21 protein-coding genes are annotated in these 16,875 nt (G+C 60.4%); all 21 read left to right on the top strand.

Annotated features, from left to right (window positions below):
- Window positions 1-2: 2 nt before the first annotated feature.
- The 21 genes from LJY25_RS08235 to LJY25_RS08140 all read left to right on the top strand — a co-directional run bounded on the left by LJY25_RS08235 (window position 3) and on the right by LJY25_RS08140 (window position 16,865).
- Window positions 3-542: a hypothetical protein gene (locus LJY25_RS08235; RefSeq protein ID WP_227607845.1), complete on the top strand. Its 540-nt coding sequence runs from the start codon at window positions 3-5 to the stop codon at window positions 540-542.
- Between the two features lie 3 nt (window positions 543-545).
- On the top strand, window positions 546-1,778 hold the full coding sequence (locus tag LJY25_RS08230) for a hypothetical protein (RefSeq protein WP_227607844.1): 1,233 nt from the start codon (window positions 546-548) through the stop codon (window positions 1,776-1,778).
- A gap of 2 nt (window positions 1,779-1,780) precedes the next feature.
- Entirely contained in the window at window positions 1,781-2,425 is a 645-nt protein-coding gene (locus LJY25_RS08225; protein ID WP_227607843.1) for a LamG domain-containing protein, read from the top strand.
- Complete coding sequence (locus LJY25_RS21230; RefSeq protein ID WP_262908702.1) at window positions 2,422-2,550, top strand: hypothetical protein; 129 nt, start codon at window positions 2,422-2,424, stop codon at window positions 2,548-2,550. The genes LJY25_RS08225 and LJY25_RS21230 overlap by 4 nt, the downstream gene beginning before the upstream one ends.
- Window positions 2,551-2,629: 79 nt before the next feature.
- Window positions 2,630-3,655: a S49 family peptidase gene (locus tag LJY25_RS08220; RefSeq protein ID WP_227607842.1), complete on the top strand. Its 1,026-nt coding sequence runs from the start codon at window positions 2,630-2,632 to the stop codon at window positions 3,653-3,655.
- Window positions 3,631-4,047: a hypothetical protein gene (locus LJY25_RS08215; RefSeq protein WP_227607841.1), complete on the top strand. Its 417-nt coding sequence runs from the start codon at window positions 3,631-3,633 to the stop codon at window positions 4,045-4,047. Before LJY25_RS08220 ends, LJY25_RS08215 begins: the two co-directional genes overlap by 25 nt.
- A 65-nt stretch (window positions 4,048-4,112) precedes the next feature.
- On the top strand, window positions 4,113-5,114 hold the full coding sequence (locus LJY25_RS08210) for a hypothetical protein (RefSeq protein WP_227607840.1): 1,002 nt from the start codon (window positions 4,113-4,115) through the stop codon (window positions 5,112-5,114).
- Between the two features lie 93 nt (window positions 5,115-5,207).
- On the top strand, window positions 5,208-5,891 hold the full coding sequence (locus LJY25_RS08205; RefSeq protein ID WP_227607839.1) for a hypothetical protein: 684 nt from the start codon (window positions 5,208-5,210) through the stop codon (window positions 5,889-5,891).
- An 84-nt stretch (window positions 5,892-5,975) separates the two neighbouring features.
- Window positions 5,976-6,200 carry a hypothetical protein gene (locus LJY25_RS08200; RefSeq protein ID WP_227607838.1) on the top strand — a complete coding sequence of 75 codons (225 nt, stop codon included), beginning with the start codon at window positions 5,976-5,978 and terminating at the stop codon, window positions 6,198-6,200.
- Window positions 6,201-6,413: 213 nt separating this feature from the next.
- Window positions 6,414-6,698 (top strand): hypothetical protein, encoded by a 285-nt coding sequence (locus LJY25_RS08195; RefSeq protein ID WP_227607837.1) that lies wholly within the window; start codon window positions 6,414-6,416, stop codon window positions 6,696-6,698.
- 73 nt (window positions 6,699-6,771) lie between these two features.
- A complete protein-coding gene (locus LJY25_RS08190) occupies window positions 6,772-7,536 on the top strand; it encodes a hypothetical protein (protein ID WP_227607836.1) in 765 nt (254 codons plus the stop codon).
- Window positions 7,537-7,747: 211 nt separating this feature from the next.
- On the top strand, window positions 7,748-8,386 hold the full coding sequence (locus LJY25_RS08185; protein WP_227607835.1) for a hypothetical protein: 639 nt from the start codon (window positions 7,748-7,750) through the stop codon (window positions 8,384-8,386).
- Window positions 8,371-9,108, top strand: a complete 738-nt coding sequence (locus LJY25_RS08180; protein WP_227607834.1) for a GREB1-related protein — start codon at window positions 8,371-8,373, stop codon at window positions 9,106-9,108. The genes LJY25_RS08185 and LJY25_RS08180 overlap by 16 nt, the downstream gene beginning before the upstream one ends.
- A 402-nt stretch (window positions 9,109-9,510) precedes the next feature.
- Window positions 9,511-10,602: a DUF932 domain-containing protein gene (locus LJY25_RS08175; RefSeq protein ID WP_227607833.1), complete on the top strand. Its 1,092-nt coding sequence runs from the start codon at window positions 9,511-9,513 to the stop codon at window positions 10,600-10,602.
- Window positions 10,603-10,675: 73 nt separating this feature from the next.
- Window positions 10,676-11,266, top strand: a complete 591-nt coding sequence (locus LJY25_RS08170) for an AAA family ATPase (protein WP_227607832.1) — start codon at window positions 10,676-10,678, stop codon at window positions 11,264-11,266.
- Between the two features lie 16 nt (window positions 11,267-11,282).
- Window positions 11,283-11,918, top strand: coding sequence for a hypothetical protein (locus LJY25_RS08165; protein ID WP_227607831.1), 636 nt, complete (start codon window positions 11,283-11,285; stop codon window positions 11,916-11,918).
- A gap of 45 nt (window positions 11,919-11,963) precedes the next feature.
- A complete protein-coding gene (locus tag LJY25_RS08160) occupies window positions 11,964-12,734 on the top strand; it encodes an N-6 DNA methylase (protein WP_227607830.1) in 771 nt (256 codons plus the stop codon).
- 209 nt (window positions 12,735-12,943) lie between these two features.
- Window positions 12,944-13,468 (top strand): hypothetical protein, encoded by a 525-nt coding sequence (locus LJY25_RS08155; RefSeq protein ID WP_227607829.1) that lies wholly within the window; start codon window positions 12,944-12,946, stop codon window positions 13,466-13,468.
- Window positions 13,455-14,960, top strand: coding sequence for a hypothetical protein (locus tag LJY25_RS08150; protein ID WP_227607828.1), 1,506 nt, complete (start codon window positions 13,455-13,457; stop codon window positions 14,958-14,960). The genes LJY25_RS08155 and LJY25_RS08150 overlap by 14 nt, the downstream gene beginning before the upstream one ends.
- Window positions 14,961-15,289: 329 nt before the next feature.
- A complete protein-coding gene (locus LJY25_RS08145) occupies window positions 15,290-15,589 on the top strand; it encodes a hypothetical protein (protein ID WP_227607827.1) in 300 nt (99 codons plus the stop codon).
- A gap of 1 nt (window position 15,590) precedes the next feature.
- On the top strand, window positions 15,591-16,865 hold the full coding sequence (locus LJY25_RS08140; RefSeq protein ID WP_227607826.1) for a hypothetical protein: 1,275 nt from the start codon (window positions 15,591-15,593) through the stop codon (window positions 16,863-16,865).
- The last annotated feature ends 10 nt before the right edge of the window (window positions 16,866-16,875 follow it).

Genomic DNA, 16,875 nt, shown 5'->3' with positions numbered 1-16,875 from the left:
TCGTGCTGCTGCCGCTCTTACCCTTTTGTGGCGTCAATGTGGGCGGCGTTATTGCCGTTCGCGTGTGGCCAGCCAGCAACGTGCTGGGCTACCCGGGTATGGAGGGGGCCAGCCTGCTTGATGAGATGGAGCTGGTCGACCCGCTCAACTATGCCGACGTGTTCGCCCTCGATGGAACGGCGGGCTTCGACGAGCAGCAGGCCGAGAGTGAGCAGGGCACCTTCTACAAGCTCAAGCTCCAGCTCTTTATTCCGAAAGACGCGCCCGACGTGGCGGAGGCAATTGCCCGCCTGACCGGGGGCAAGTTCGTGGTAGCCTACCAGGATGGCAACGGTCTGACCAAGCTTATCGGCACGCCCACGGAGCCGCTGCGCTTCTCGGCCGACCTGGAAACGGGCAAGCGCGCCACCGACCGCAACGGGCGGCCCCTGACCTTTTTCGGGGAAGCCAGCGTGCCGGCCCCCTTTTACCTGCATCAAGAAATCGTGCCGGGCGGCAGGCGCAAAGCCTTTTCCCCTGGCTTCAACTTCGGCTTCAGCTAACCTATGGCTCACCCCCTCGAAATGGAACGCGACGTGCTGCTGGACTTCATTGTGCAGCAGTTCCGCGATAATGAAAATGAGGAAATAACGCCTGCCGTTGCCCGGCAGGCGTTATTTGCCATTGTCTACTCGACGCTCGTCCGAAAGTCCGATACGCTCTCGGTTAACCAGCTGCGCGGCGGCACCCACCTGAAAGCCAACCTGGCGGGCCGGGATGCCATTCCCTTCGAGCTGCGCGTGCTGAACATGGAGTGCCACGTGCTCAACCCGGTCGATGCCGGCGAGGCCGCGGCGGGCATCGTGCGGGACTGGGCCTCGTACCAGCTGGTACCGGACAGCAGCAGCACGCTGACGGCCTTCACCGATGCCGACGTATTCACCACACGCAAGGCGCGCTGGGTGCTCACGTCGGGCAGCGAGAGCGACCGGATTGCCACCTATCCAGAGTTTGTCGACGAGGACCATCAGTATCTGAAGGATGATCCGATTCAGTTTACGTTCCCCAGCGGAGCCGTGCGCCTGTTCAAGGCCCGCAAGAATCTAACGGCCTTCGTGAACCCGGCCCCGACCGGCCTCGACAACGACCCGAACTGGGTAGCCTTTGCGCCCCTCAGCGGTGGCGGTACCGCTGGGCCAACCTCGACGGATGGCTTGCCGGAGGGTATGAACAACAAATACTTCACGACGGCCCGCGCCATTGGGGCGCTGCTCACCGGCTACGTGAAAGGGCAGGCCAGCCGGGCAATTGCCGCCACTGATTCAATACTGGTTGCCATTGGGCTGCTGGAGCGCAAGGCGGATGACAACGCGACCCGCATTGGAGTACTGGATGGGTTGACCACAACCACCAAGGTTTCATTGGTCGCGGCGCTGAATGAGGTAAATGCAAAGCCTGCAGGTTCGCAGCTCGTCGTTGAGCAGAGCCTGGCCAGTAACAGCGTTGCCAACGTGCCCAGCGTGAAGACGGTTAAGGATGCCATTGCGGCGGCATTGGACACCCCCGGCCAGCGGTACCACTTCCGGCCGGATGGCGTGGTCTGGGAAGGCCCGGTCGATGCCAGCGAAACCGGGACGTTTGCCTATGTCGACACCCAGAACCTGAGCTCCTACACGATTGAGATACAGGGCGTGGTGGTGCCACAGGCGCCCTGGGCGTTCAATACCGGCGACTACCGCAAGATAACGGCCGTGCTGGCCCCCGGCGCAACCTATGGCTCTCTTATCCTGAAGCCGTAGCCATGCGCCCGTATTTTCATTACTACGTCTGCCCGGTGCTTATCAACCGGGCGCTGCAATTCAACGGCATCAACCAATTTGCCACGCTGCCTATTGGTAATTTCTCGGTGATGCTGGGCGCGGAATGGAAAATCACTATTCGGTTTCGCCCCGACGCGGTGGATGATGGCTATATCATCCAAAAGGTCGGTTCATCCGGCGGGGCCACCGGCGATATTTTCAGCGTCCTGTATGGGTTTGTCGGCTCGAATCTGGTGAGTTTTTGGAATTTCCAGCGCAACAATACCGGCAACAGTATCCTAGTGACGCTGAACACGCCCTGCCCGCCTGGCGCCTTCTACACCGTGCTGTTTCACCGCATCGGGGATAAGTTGTACGGCTACCTCAACGGGGTGCTCGATGTGACCTACACCAGCACGTTTGAGCTGCTGGATGACCCGAATTTCGGGCTTGATTTTGCGTGGTCGGCTCGAAATGCGGGCCAGGGCTATGAGTGGCAAGGCACTCTGGACTCGGTGAAAATTGAATCCGATGGGGCTACGCTGCTCAACCTACCACTCAATGAGCAGTCCGGCCCTTTCTACAACTCCGGCACGGCCGGCGGTCAACTCCTCCTGACTGGCAATCCTACACGCCTCGACCTATGAAGATTGAAGTCATTTACGTCACGCCCGCTATGGCCTTCCTCGGCATCACGCTCGGCTCCATCATCGAGATGAACATTGAAGCAGCGGAAGAGTGGATTGCGAAAGACTGGGGCAGACCTGCCTAGCCAATTCCATCCCTGCTTTTCGTCCTACGCGCCCGGGCCTCAGGAGGCGAACATTGTATATCGCTAAGCACGATTGACAATGCTCGACCTCATCACCTCCTCCGCCTGGGCGCTGGAAAGCAAGTACTACAATGTCGCCAAGGCCAGCATCATGCAGCGCCTGGCTGCCGGTTTGCCAGCTCTTTCGGCCGAGGAAGTAGTACCGCGCCGCTACCCCCACGTAGATGCCCAGGGCTTCCCCTCGATGTGGGTGAGCGAGTCGGGTGAGCTGGCCGGCGTCGACGTAAAGCCCCAGGGCCACGGCCTGAACATGGCGGAGGCAATGGCCGGTCTGCTGGCTGCCAACGGCCGCGGCGGTACCGCCACCACGTCGGGCTCGAAAGTCGCAGTGATTCCGGTGCAGGGCACCATTCAAAAGCGTGGGGGTATGTGCTCCCTCGGTACCAAAGACCTGATTGCCTCCCTTGCGGCTGCGAACCGTGACCCGGAAATCAGTGCCATTGTGTTGGATATCGACAGCCCGGGCGGCCAGGTCGATGGTACCGAAGAATTCGCGGCAGCCATTAAAAACAGCGCCAAACCGGTCGTTGCCTACGGCGACGGCCTTGTAGCATCCGCTGCTTACTGGATTGCCTCCCAGTGCGCCTTCATCTACATCAACTCTGCTACTACCGGCTACGTCGGCTCCCTGGGCGTGCTCTGCATGCACGTGGACCAGTCGCAGTTCCTGGAGAAGCAGGGTATGAAGGTGACGATCCTGCGCTCCAGCCGCGCAGTTGATAAAGCCCGCCTGAACAGCGTCGAGGCCTTGACGGAGGAAGTAATTGCCTCAGTGCAGGCCGACCTCGACGGCATTGCCGCCACCTTCATTTCCACGGTCGAGAGCGGCCGGGCCGGCAAGCTCAGCGCCAAAGAGGACCTGTTCACAGGCAAAGTCTACAACGGTGCCGATGCCAAGAAGCACGGCCTCGTGGATGCCATCGGCTCGCTGCAGGACGCGGTGAACAAAGCCGCGCAACTCGCCAAAACGCCCGGCATGGGCAATAACGCTTCTTCTTTCACTTCTTCCCTTTCCACCGCATGGACTTCAAGTTCAAAAGCCTAGCCACCGCGCTGGGGCTCACCACGGCCGACGCCACCATTACGGAGGCCAATCTGAAACAGGCCAACAACAAAATCGAGGAGCTGGAGCGCGAAAAGACCGGCGCTGAGCAGAAGGCTGCTACGGCCCTGGCGGACCTGGCCACGATGACCACCCGCGCCACCACGGCCGAAGGTTCGCTCAAAACGACCCAGGCCGAACTCAAAACCGCCACCGACAAAGTTGCCACGCTGGAGTCCTGGAAAAAGGACAACCAGGCTGAGGACGAGCGGGAGGACGACGAGCTCAACGACGACGACGAGCCGAAGCCCGCCCAGAAAGGTGCCTCCTTCGAAACCATCGCCAGCAAGCACATCTCCCGCATCAAGGGCGTGCACGGCAGCGACAAGAAGTAGCCCAACGGCCCCAGACAACACCCAGACTGTAAATTTTTTCCCTCACGCTTTCCAGGATAGATACCATGACAGCAGTTGATTTCTCGGGACTTCCGGCCCGCTTGAAGGATTACTCCTACAAAAACTCGGAAACCCTGCTCACGCAGACCCTCATCGATGGCATGAGCTTCCTCAACTACATGAACCTGTTGGTCGACGTGACCGACCGGGTCGACCTGACCCAGATGTTCATTAGCGAGGTGCTCCAGCCCGGTGGCAAGGACAGCTTCACCCCCAAAGGCACGGTCGGCTTCAAAAACCGGGAAGGCCGGGTACGCGACTGCAAAGTCGACTTCCTGCTGACCCCGAAGCTCATCAACGCGATGTGGAAGAGCTACCTGGGCCGCATCAACAAGAGCCGCCGCGGCGACGTGTATGACGCCCCGTTCTTCCAGTTCATCCTGGAGCGCATTGCCGCTAAGGTGCGCGAGGAGCTTCAGCTGAAGGCCGCCTTCCAGGGCGTGTACCGCGAGGACAGCCAGTTGGCCGCCCGCGTATTCGACGGCATCCTGCCGCTGCTCTCCGACGCTGGCGCTGTGCCGGCCGGCAACATCTTCGCCGGTGCCCCCATCACCCAGAACAACGCCATCGACCAGCTCGAAGGTCTGGTTTCGCTGGTGCCCTCGGATAAAATCAACGAGGACCTGATCTGCCTGGTGGAGCCGACGGTGATGCGTCACTACAACCTGGACTACCGCGCCACCTTCGGTACCATCGGCACCTACACCGAGTTCAAGAAGACCGTGCTCGACGGCACGAACATCACGCTGATTGCTGAGCCCGGCCTGTCCGGCACCAACGGCGTGATTATCACGGAGCGCGAAAACCTGACCTGGCTGACCGGTGAGCTGAACCAGCTCGACGCTTTCGTCATCGAGAAGAGCAAGCGTAACGTGAACGTGATGCTCGACTTCCAGGCCAGCGCCGACTTCGCCCTGGGCGAGATGGTATGGTGCAACGACCTGGCCCTGACCAAAGGCCAGGCCCTGCGCACAGCTGCCGCTGCTGAACCTGCTAACAACGCTTAGTAGGCCCACCAGCTGCTGAAATGATGAAGTAACCCGGTGGCGATGCGGCCACCGGGATTTTTTCCAACGACTCTCGCAATTCTTCCCTCGATCATGAAAAAGCTCTTTTCGGTCGGCCTGCTCATGCTGAGCGTGCTCATGCTGGCCACCATCTTCCTGCCCACCCAGCTGCAGGCCCTGGCCCACGCCGTGCCCCACGGCATGGACGTGTACAACGTACTAGTCGTTTCCTCGACCGGCGCCATGACGGCCGGCGTCTGCCTGCCCATCACCCACATCGTCGCCGAGGACTGCGGCGCGAACCCGGGCGGTCTGACCGACCTGCACGTTATCCGTCGGCGCGACATCATGACCTTCCCCGAGCCCAGTGCGGACGGGGTAACCATCGCGACGGCCATCGTGCCGAAAGCAGGCGAGGGCTTTGTGAAGTGGGAGTTCGCATCCGATACCGGCGACTTGAACCATAAGTCGGGCGGTGACCAGGGTAACCAGTCGATTACGCACGAAATCAACACCTACGTGCCCCGCGGCATTGCTACCATCGACGCGGTAATCAACGCGGCCATCAACGGCGACTTCGTGGTTATCGGCACCGACAGCAATGGCAACCTCCGCATCCTGGGCGACAAGCGCCGGGGCGTGAAGTTTGACTATGACTACAAGTCGGGCAAGAAGGGCACGGACAAGAATGGCACGGATTTCAAGTTCACGGGCGAGGGCTTCACCCACGTGCCGTTCTACTACACCGCTGCTATTCCCCTGAAGGCCGCCGCGTAAGCTCAGCTGGCCGCTGGCCTCAGTTCACCCATTGGGATTCTCACCACCAAGCACTCCTAGTTTCTGCCTCAAATCCCTTTGCTTATGCTGCAAAAATATCGAATCGTGAACGCTGAGGGCCTTCGCGCCGTCGACTACGAGGGTACCGAGTACCCCATCGACCAAATCGACGACACGATTGCCGAGAAGCTCTACGGCCGCACCCACATCATCGAGAAGGTGCCCGCCACGGCGGTAGCCACCAGCTCGTCGGATGAGGAGGCCCAGCCCGCGTCGACTAGCAAAAGCCGCACGGCCCGCGCCAGCTAGTCGCCGGCACCGTCAACAAAAAAGCCCCGCCTAAATCAGGCGGGGCTTTTTTGTTTCTATCTTGCCCCCGCTAAGTCCTGATTACCTCTTACCACCACGTGCGCCTTGGCCGTCGAAAAACGGCCAGGGAGTAGAGCGGGAGCATGACCCGTATTCTTGGCTCACGTGTGGGCTCAGGACTTAGCAGCGATTTCCCTGGCTTGCCGACGCGCTGTGTCCCTCTCCCTACCGCCCCTGTCCGATACCTTCGGCCGTCACGACGTGAACGGTAAGTATCTGATGCGCGCCCTGGGCGAGTACCTGGAGTTGGCCTATGAGCTGCGCGCCGGCATCGACCCGCTGAGGGACCCGCATTTCTTCCTGCAGGAGAACGATAAGATTGAGACGGTCGAGGCGTTTGTGTCCTTCGTGCGGCGTGATGCCAGCATGCTCGATGCGTTTGAGCCGGATTTTGACGACGACGAGGAAGGGGAGGGAAACGGCGACGAGGACGAGTAGTTACGTCCTATTTTGAGGGTATGCGGCCCGGTAGTTTTGATTCACTATTCACAGAATCAAACCGTTTCCGCGCATGGAAGACATTGTTAACTGGCTGCAGGCCGGCCCCGAAGCCGACTACCACGAGGGCGTTTCGCTTCTTCGTCAGCACTCCAAAAACCGCACACTGGTAGCCCACCTGGGCCGTAAAGAATCCGATACCAACCGTGAAAAGCTGACGTACGAGCTGATTAAGGCTGGTTGTGAGGGCAACCTGAGCGACGTGGCCGCTATCCAGCAGGTGCTCGGCGCGGTCGGCACCGTCGAGCAGCCAGCCGTGTACGACCTGCCGACCGGTACGCTCATCACGCCGGTGGCCCCGCCTGAGCCCGACCCGGTCGACGTGCCTGAGCAGGTGCAGCAGCAGACGGAGGATATCACCATCCTGATGCAGCGCCTCTATAACCAGCGGGTGCAGCTGAGCAACACGCTGGCCGACCTGACCGACCCCGAGGAACAGAAGCGCCGGGTAGCGGAGATTCTGGACCTTCAGAATCAGTACAACGCCCTGGCCGAGAAACGCCGCCTCGTGGTGGAGCAGCCGGCGGCCGCCCCGGCTCCGGAAGCCGGCGCGGAAGGTACCCCCGCTTCGGAGGAGGCCGAGCCCCAGCTGCCCGCCGTCGACGTGGCCCAGCTGATTCGGGACCTGGGCAACGTGCGCTCCAGCCTGAGCAAGGCCAAGAAAAAGCTTAAGGATGACCCTGAGAACGTGCGACTGAAGCAGCGCGTGGCGAAGCTGGAGGTGGAGAAAACCCACCTGGAAATGAGCATTAAGGTTCAGCCTCTGCCTCAGTCATAATGCAGGAGCTTCGCCAACGCAGGCAGGTGGGGCGGACCCTACTTGCCCTGCTGCTGGTCCTGGCCGTGGTGCTTGGCACCACGGCCGTCACCGGCCCCGCCGACTCGCAGCGCCCAGGCCAGCGCCGCGAATACCGCCAGCACAAGCGGCGTGCTGACCGCGCCCGGCGTCACCGGGTCACCCAAACGCAACTTCCTCAGCCGAATCCGAAATGGAGACAACACCAGAACTAATGCCGCTGATGTGGCACGCGGAACGCCGGCGCCTGGCCGACCTGGTTCCGCTTGAAAACAACCCGTTCGGCAGGATTACGACCGAGAACCGCCGCCGCCTGGAGATAAAGCTCCAGGAGCTGGGTGTGTTCGAAGCGGCCACGGTCGACACCGATAACATCCTGCTCACCTTCAACAAGCGCCACAACCTGCTGATGGGCCTGGGCCGGGCCGAGGAGGAGTTTGAGGTGATGGTGCCCAACCGCCCGCTGACCGAGGACGAGCGGAAGAAAATCATTCTGGCCTCCAACATCAACGAGGGCCAGTGGATTGAGGACCTGCTTCGCTCGGACTACGCCGACGTGCTGGCCGACGTGGGCCTGGAGCTGCCCGCGCTCGAGCAGTTGATGAAGGACGCCGGCATCGATGCGCAGGAGCAGAAGCCGGAGTATCCCATCGTGGCCGAGTTCAGCGAGAAGTATAGCTCGTTCATCATCGTGTGTCGCAATGACATTGATGCCAACAACGTGGCGCAGATCCTGGGTATCGAGCAGATGCAAAGCTACAAGTCAGGGGAGGTCGGTAAGACCCACGTAATCGAGGCCCGGGCCTTCGCCGAGAAATGCAAGTCAAAGTAGTTATCCCGAGCCACAAGCGGGCCGGGCGCATCCTGACGCTCGACGTTATTCCCGACGCCATTGTCTGCATCCCGGAGAGCCAGCTGGCCGAGTACCGCCGCGCGCACCCGGGCACGGAGCTGGTCACGCATCCGGATTCGGTGGTCGGCCTGGCGGCAAAGCGCAACTGGATGTATCATCACTTCGGGGATATGCTCCAGCTGGATGACGACATTACCGACTTCCGGCGCATGTACCTGCCCCCTGGGGAGAAGATGAGCATTGAGCCGGCCCGGGCCATGGCGATTATCCAGGAAACAGCCTACGCCGCCAAGCAGGCCGGGGCGTACCTGTGGGGCTTCAGCTCGAACCCGAACCCGACGATGTTCAAGGCCCTGAACCCGATCAGCCTGACTGGCTACGTGACCGGCTGCGCGACCGGGCTGCTCAAGGGCTCGAAGCTCTGGTACAACTCGCAAATCATCTGCAACGAGGACTACTGGATTAGCTGCCTGAATGCCTACCACCACCGCCTTATCTGGAAGGATATGCGGTTCACCTTCATTCAGAAGGACACCTTCGTCGGGCAGGGTGGCTTAGCCGAGTTCCGGAACCTCGATGCCGAGCAGGCCGACTACGAGCTGCTGCGCCGCTGCTTCGGCGACGTGATTCAGAAGAAGAAAGACAACGTGCTGGCCAAGCGGAAACACCAGTTTCAAAAGACCCTAAAAATTCCTTTTTAAGTGACTATCATTGCTCCTGTTAAACTTAAATGTATTTAACAATGAAAAAATTTAAAGCAGGAGATTTTGTAGTTCATGTGACCGGAGGCCCTGTATGGGTAGTTAAACATGAAACCGTGAGCGGGGAACTTTATTGTGAACGGTGGACAGGGGCTGTGATGCTTCGGGAAAGCTTTAGCGAAGAAACACTTCGTTCAGCCAGTTCAACGGAGATTGCTTCTTTGCGGAAATAGTATCCTAGCAATAGGTGTAAGAAGCCCCTCAGCATTGCGCTGAGGGGCTTTTTTGTGCCCATTTAGCCAGTATTTTATTAGAAAATAAAGGTTTGCCGCCTTCCGTATCTCGCTGTATATGAAGACCTTTATATAATCAGTTCAACCTCTCATAACCATTCTCAACCCCATGAAACAGTACAGCGCCACCGCCTTCAAATCCGACCTGGTCGAGGAACTCCGCCAAGCCGACGAAACCACCAACCGCAACGACTATGCCCGCCTGCTGGCCGGCAAGTCGGCTAAGACCCCGCTCCAGTTCCTGAGCAAGACCGTCAAGGAAAAGGCCGCCACCGAAGACTACGAGCACGTGCTGGCCTGCCTGGCTGAAGCCACGCTCGGGACCATGGGCGACGACGACACGCTGGAGCCCACGCCCGAGCCCTCGGCCCCGGTAGTGCTGCCCCTCGTCATCGAGGAGGAAGAGTCGTCCGCCATTGCCGCCCAGGTAGTCGTAGTGCAGGAGCCTGCTCCCGCACCCCAGCCCGCCGGCGACGTGACGGCCTCCGGCATCGTGCTCACCTCGACGCCGGCGCCGACCGGGCCGAGCAACCTCGATATCATCCTGAGCGCGGCCGTGCCCGCCACCACCAAAACGTACTCGCCCCTGAGCCACCTCGACCTGATCACGTCGGTGAAGGAGCAGCTCGATAAGCGAGGCCTGGCCGTGAAGGATGAGCGGTACACGCAGAATCGGAACGGCCAGCAGATGTTCGGCCACCTGACGGTACAGGGCCTCAACGGGGAGCAGGATATGTGCCTGGGCTTCCGCAACAGCTACGACAAGACCATGCAGGTCGGCGTAGTGGGCGGCTCCCGCGTGATTGTCTGCTCGAACCTGATGTTCGCCGGCGACTTCAAGAGCCTGGCGATGCACAACGGCAACATTGTGCAGGAACTCAACACGATGCTCGGAAAGGCGGCCGACCGCCTCGAGGAGCACTACCGCAAGCTCCAGCTGGATTCGGAGAAAATGAAGCAGGTCGAGGTGAACCCCCGCTTGATTCACGAAATCCTGGGCGAGCTGTTCTACTCCGAGCAGGTCGTGAGCGAGGCCCAGCTGCGCATCATCCGCGCCGAGCTGAAGGAGCAGACCAACTTCGGTGACGGCAGCCTGTGGGACATTTATAACCACACGACCGAGGCCCTGAAGACCACGCCGAGCGGCTTGGTTATCGGCCGGCACATCGAGGCCCACCAGTTCTACCTCGCTAAAGCCTAACCCCTAACCCCAACCAGCAGCCAGCACCCCCGGCCCAAATCGGCCGGGGGATGCTACTGCATTACCCAGACTCATGAGCAAGTACAAGATTAAAACAGCGAAGGGCTATGATTTCTTCGAAGTGGCCAGCGCGCTCCAGAAGAGCATACGTCGAGGGCTGGAGGATGAGGCAATGTATTGGGCAGTGGAACTGTTCAACAGCAACTTTGCCGAGTACGTCTGGAAGCGCCTGCGCATCATTGCCAGCGAAGACGTGGGCCTGGCTGTGCCGGGCATTGCCTCGGAAATTGCCGCCCTCTACCAGCACCACAAGTTGCAGGCCAGCAAGAAGGATGATAAGAACCAGCCTGAGCGTCTATTCCTGACCCACGCCGTGCTGCTGCTCTGCCGCAGCGAGAAGTCGCGCGTAGTCGACCACGCGCTGATTTACCACTGGATGCGGCACGAGCACCGGCACCTCGACATTCCCGACGTCGCGCTGGACAAGCACAACGAGCGGGGCCGGCAGCTGGGGAGGGGCTGGAAGCATTTTTTCGAGGAAGGCACGCTCTTGGTGAATTTGGGAGACGTGCCCGGCGAAGAAAGCTACCGGCAGCGGGCCCGCGACGTGATAGGGGGCGCAGCGCCGTCATTATTCCAATCAGCCGAGGATGCCGAGGGGTGACCAAAAGCAACGCGTGATGCAAAAGCGCGCCCTCGACGAGCCGGGCTACTACGCCTTCGCCTCCGTCGTGGGCGCGCAACGTCACTTCAACGTGCAGACCGCCCGGCTCCTTGCCAGCTACGGCCTTGACCCGCTGAGCGTGCTCGACGGCATGGGCCGACCGGCCCCGCCCGACCTGCCCAGCGATGAAATCATGGAGTGGATAATTGAGGAGTCGGGCTGCGCGATGACGATGCTACGGGCCTTCGTGGAGGTGGGCGGGGATGAGCTGCCCGACGTGACGCCCTGGGGCGTGATCAGCCGGGGCCTCTGCTCGACCACCGAGGCCAGCCTTCGGCGGTGGGGCGACGTGAACCACTTCACCCCCGGGCTGCTGCGGCGCTACTGCAGGAGCGATGGTACGCCCCTTGACGTGCAGGCGATGAACCTGACCGAGGGCGCCGGCGTCCACGTGACCGAGCAGGATATCTGGTCGTTCATCCTGGCCCACCAGAAGGGCCAGCACACCTACCGGCCCCAAACCTACGGCCACCGCCTGGCTGCTGCCTTCCACCACGTGACCGGCTTCCGGCTCACCTTCGAGTATGCCGCGCAGCTGCTCCAGCTGATAAATGCCAAGAACACGGCCCCGCTTGACGAGGCCCCCTTCTAACTCAGAATCCCGGCCCCTGGTCGGGATTCTTCATTTCCTGCCAACGTGACTAACTACTATTCCAAATTCGTCAAGCTGCTGGAGCAGCTGGGCCGCCGCCACTCGATTGAGCGGGTGTTTGGCGACTTCCTGATACTGGCCACAGGCTCGTACCACCCGACCAACCTTGCCTCCCGCGGCCGCGTCACGGACGAGGCCAACGAAGCCGAGTACCTGGCAATTTCCAAGGCGTACACCCGCGAGGAGCTGAACGGCATGGCCGAGCTGATGGCCCTGGTGATGCTCGACGCCAACGAGCGGCCGTACAGCGACATGCTGGGCGAGTACTTCACCGAGCACATCACCCGGGGCCACAACGGGCAATTTTTCACCCCAGACAGCATTTGCAAGCTGATGACCGGGCTCACGTCCGGAAGTGAGCCGGTGGTGAACAAAACCGTCGCGGACCCGGCCTGCGGCTCCGGAAGGATGCTGCTGGCCTTCGCTGAACAGTCCCCGGGCAACACGTTCTTCGCGGCCGACGTCGACCAACGCTGTGCCCGCATGACGGTGCTGAATTTCTTCGCCAATGGCATTACGGGGGAGGTGGCATGGATGAATACCCTCTCGATGGAGTGCTGGCGGGCCTGGCACGTGCACAGCGGGTTCTTCGGCGTGCTGCCGGTGCCGGTAGAACAGTGCATCCAGGCTGCCCGCCCGACCGCGGCGCCGGCAGCCCGGCCCGCAGCGCCCATGGCACCGCCGCCGTTGCCCTCGACGCTTCGCGCCGGCAAGGAGCCCGCCCTGGTAATTGCCGAGCAACTGAGCCTGTTCTAAAATGCGAAAGCCAGCGGCTTTGGGGCAGCTGGCTTTCTTCAGTTCAACGTCTCACGTCCGGAACGGCGCGAAATGAAGCCATTGGGATTCTCAGGTCCAATGAGGCTCAAAGATAGCGGTTTGTAGGTGAACCCTGCAAACACGAATTGTTGCGTCCTACGCGCCACGTGGGCTGTGCTGCTTCTTAGGTAGCACAGCCCACGTTTTGTATGAAGAAACTCGAAAAAGGCGACAAACTCGATAAGTACCGGGCCCACTTTCTGGATGGGGTCGACCTCAAGCCGGAAGAAACCGAAATGCTCGGCCGGTACCGGCGTGCCCAGGGCCTGCTCAGCACCGGCTTCAGCAAGGGGCAGGTAAAGCAGATTCTGGAGAAGGAGTACGGCCTGAGCCAACCGCAGCTCTACGCCATCGTGCGCGACAGCATCAAACTCTTCGGTGACCTGGAGGAGGTCGACAAGAAGGGGGAGCGGATGGTGAGCATCGAGTACTACAAGACGCTCGCCCAGCTGGCCCGCAAGGACGGCAACATTATGGCCGCCATCCGGGCCCAGGAAAACGCCGATAAGCTCATGGGCCTCTTCGACAGCGACGATACGGGCATGGACCCGAAAATCTTCCTGATTCCGGTGCCGATGGAGTTCAGTACTGACCCGAACGTGCTCATCGAGCAGCAGCAGCGCGGCCAGGATACCGAGGATACTGAATACGAGGAAGTCGATGAGCCAGCATAGTTCTTTCCTGCAGGAGCGCCGGCGCGTGTACGTAAACGCCAAGCAGGCTGCCTTCCTGAGCGCCCGCCAGAAGCGCCGCAGCTTCGTCGGCGGCCGTGGCTCGGGCAAGTCGTCGGTGCTGGGCCATAAGACACGGCAGGAGTTCAACTACCTGCCCCGGGCCAAGTTCTTTCTGGCCGGCCTCACCTATAACCAGATACTGACCAAAACGCTGCCGTCGGCGATGGACAGCTGGGCGGCCCACGGTCTGGTCGAGTACGACCTGAAAAACAAGGTGGGGCACTACGTAGTAGGCAAGCGGCCCCCCAGGGGCTGGATATTGCCCTACCAGGCCCCGCGCAACTACGAGAACTGTATCAGCTTCATCAATGGCTACACCATTGAAATGCTCTCGTTCGACCGGCCCGACACGGCCCGGGGCGGTAACTACGACGGCGGCCACCTCGATGAGTCGGCCCTGTTCAAGCGGGAGCACGTGGCCAAGATTCTGCTCCCGATGATTCGGGGCAATATCTACCGCTTCAATCACTGGCTGCACCAGTCGTTTTGCGACTACACATCCGCCGCCTGGCTCCCTGAGGGGCAGTGGGTGTACGAGACCGAGGAGCTGGCCAAGACCGATCCGGATGAGTACTTTTTCCTCGAATCAACCGCCTACGACAACGTGGCCGTGCTGGGGGAGAAGTACCTGGCTAAGCTGCGGAAGGAAATGTCGCAGCTGGAGTGGGACGTGGAGGTAATGAACGTGCGGCTCAAGAAGCTGCCCAACAGCTTCTATCCCAACTTCAGCGCCGACCGGCACAGCAGCTGGAAAACCTTCTCGTATGAGTACGACGAGGCGACCGGGCTGCACCTGCCCTCTACCACGGACTGCGACACCAAGCGCCCCCTGGAGCTAAGCTGGGACTTCAATGCGGCCTTCACCTCGATGCTCGTCTGTCAGGAGCACGGCCGCGAGTTCCGCATCCTGGATGAGGTGTTCGTGAAGGAGAGCGATACCAACATGCTCGACGCGGTAGTGACCGAATTCGGCAAGCGGTATGCCGACCACCAGAACAAGACGGTGTATATCTACGGCGACCGGAACGGCAATAACAAGCAGACCAACAGCCCGCTCACCTTCTACCAGCAGATACAGCAGGCCCTCAGCGCCCTGGGCTGGGCCTCGGTGATGATGGTGCAGGGCCTCGACCCTGACCACCGCCTCAAGCACTTTGCCCTGAACGATATCCTATCCGAAACCAAGGAGCGACTGCCCCTGATTCGGATTAACCGCAACAAGTGCAAGTACACCATCATCAGCATCCAGAACACGCCCATCAATCCGGACTGGACCAAGAACAAGAAGTCCGAGCGGAAGCTGCTCGACCAGGCCCAGGCCACGCACCTCAGCGACTGCTTCGATAACATCGTGTATCGTAAGTTCTGCTCCCTGTTTGGGCAGCAGGTTATCGAGAGCCCGGTGTATTTCCTCAGCGGCCGCAGGGGTTAGGTCCTACCTCAGCAGATCTGCCGCCTCGCTCACGTGGGCAATTGCCATTTGAAACCCCGTTTCCACTTTGGAAACGGGGTTTTTGCTTTTAGTTGCCCCTGGTAGGCCCTGGCATATAATCCTCCAGTTGCCAAAAATGGCAATTGCCAAACCGCTAAAGGGCGCGCTCTGCATCGCGTGTAAGACAATAATTTTTAGGGCAATCTCCGGCGTAAGCTGCTGGTTTTCGGTCGAATCACTCGAAAAGACGCAATAAAGAGGGAAAACGGGTTTGCGTCCTACCCAGCCGGGGCCGGTCGGGGCATCTTGATAAAAAACGAAACGGCTTTATGTCCCTTATCAAGATGCCGGCAGTGCTGGCCGAAATTGACCTGAGCGCGGCCGATGGGCAGGCCCGCACGTTCTCCCTTACCTACCACAAAACCGATGGCACGAAGGGCCACAAGGCCCAGGTGAAGAAAGGTGGGGCGGCCAGTGGTGCAGCACCGTCGCCCACGAGCGGCGGGTTCCGCTACAAGGCCAAGCAGCACGGTACCCTGCATCTGGTCGACGTGGAGACCGGCAAAGCCTTCGCCCTGAAAATCATTCTGCTCACGCATTTCAACGGGGTGCGCATCCTGCACGTGTAAGATGGGACAGGAGCAGAATGTAGTCCAGGTCGGCGAAGATTTCTACGTCCTGAAGAAAGCCGGCGCCCTGGTTGAATTCACCGGGGGCCGGGTAAACGATACCAGCTTCGGCGGTGAAGACCTGAAGGTGGGCGGCCTGCGCATTGCTCCCTGGGGCAAAAACAACCTCAAGCCGCAGGAAATGCTCAAGCTGGTGTACGGCAACCACCTCAAGCCGCAGCTCATCACCACGGCCCGGGATTTCCTGCTCGGGGCGGGCCTGGTGGTGTACGAGCGGAAGATTGTGGCCGGCAAGAAGGTGCTCGAGGAGGTCATTGATACCGAGATGGAGGACTTCTTCGAGTACATCGACGGCGACAAGCTGCTGCTCAGCACGGCCTTCAACCTCGAATTTGCCGGTAACTACTTCTCGGCCTTCTCCCTGGACGGTTCCCGGAAGGTGGAGCGAATCAAATCCTTCGACGCCACCGACGTGCGCTGCTGCGTGACTAAGAAGAGCGACGTCGAGAACTACGCCATTCACCCCGATTGGGCCAACGTCAAAGCCGCTGAGGCGAAGATTGTGCGGGCCTACGACCCGCGCAACCCGACCAAGTACGGGGACTTCCTATACCAGGGCCGCGACTGGACCACCGGCCAGAAGTACTACGATATCCCGCCCTACTGGGGAACGGAGAAGTGGACCATCGTGAGCAACAAGGTGCCGCAGTTCCACATCAGCGGCCTCGATAACGGCTACAACATCAAGTACCATATCAAGATACCGAAGGACTACTTTTTGCAGTTCGGCGACGAGTCGGCCCAGAAGCGTGCTGAGGCGGACCTGATGGACTCGATGAACGAGATGCTGGCCGGCGTGGAAAATGCCGATAAGGCGTTCGTGTCGAAATACGGCGTCGACTCCCAGGGCAAGCCGATGCCCGGGTTCCAGATTGAGCCGATTGCCAACACGATGACCGACAAGGCTTACGAGTCGGTGAACCAGCAGGCCAACTCGGCCCACACCAGCGGCCACGGCATCGACCCGTCGCTGGCCGGCATCGACACCGGCAGCAAGTTTGGCGGCTCCGGCAGCGAGAAGCGGATTTCCTACCAGCTGCACATTGCCCTGCGCACGCCCACCAAGCGGAAAATCCTGCTCCGGCAGTTCCAGATTGCCAAGCAGCTGATGGGCTTCAACCCCAACCACGTGTACGGCTTCGCGGATATCGAAATCACCACCCTGGCCGAGTCCAAGTCGGGCAAGAAAGAGGGCGTGCCCACGGCTCACGAGTAGCGAAACTTCA

It is taken from the genome of Hymenobacter translucens, assembly GCF_020685205.1.
In the GTDB taxonomy this organism is placed as follows: Bacteria; Bacteroidota; Bacteroidia; order Cytophagales; family Hymenobacteraceae; genus Hymenobacter; species Hymenobacter translucens.
Note: the sequence above shows the minus strand (reverse complement) of the source record. Positions and strands in the feature narration are given on the sequence as shown.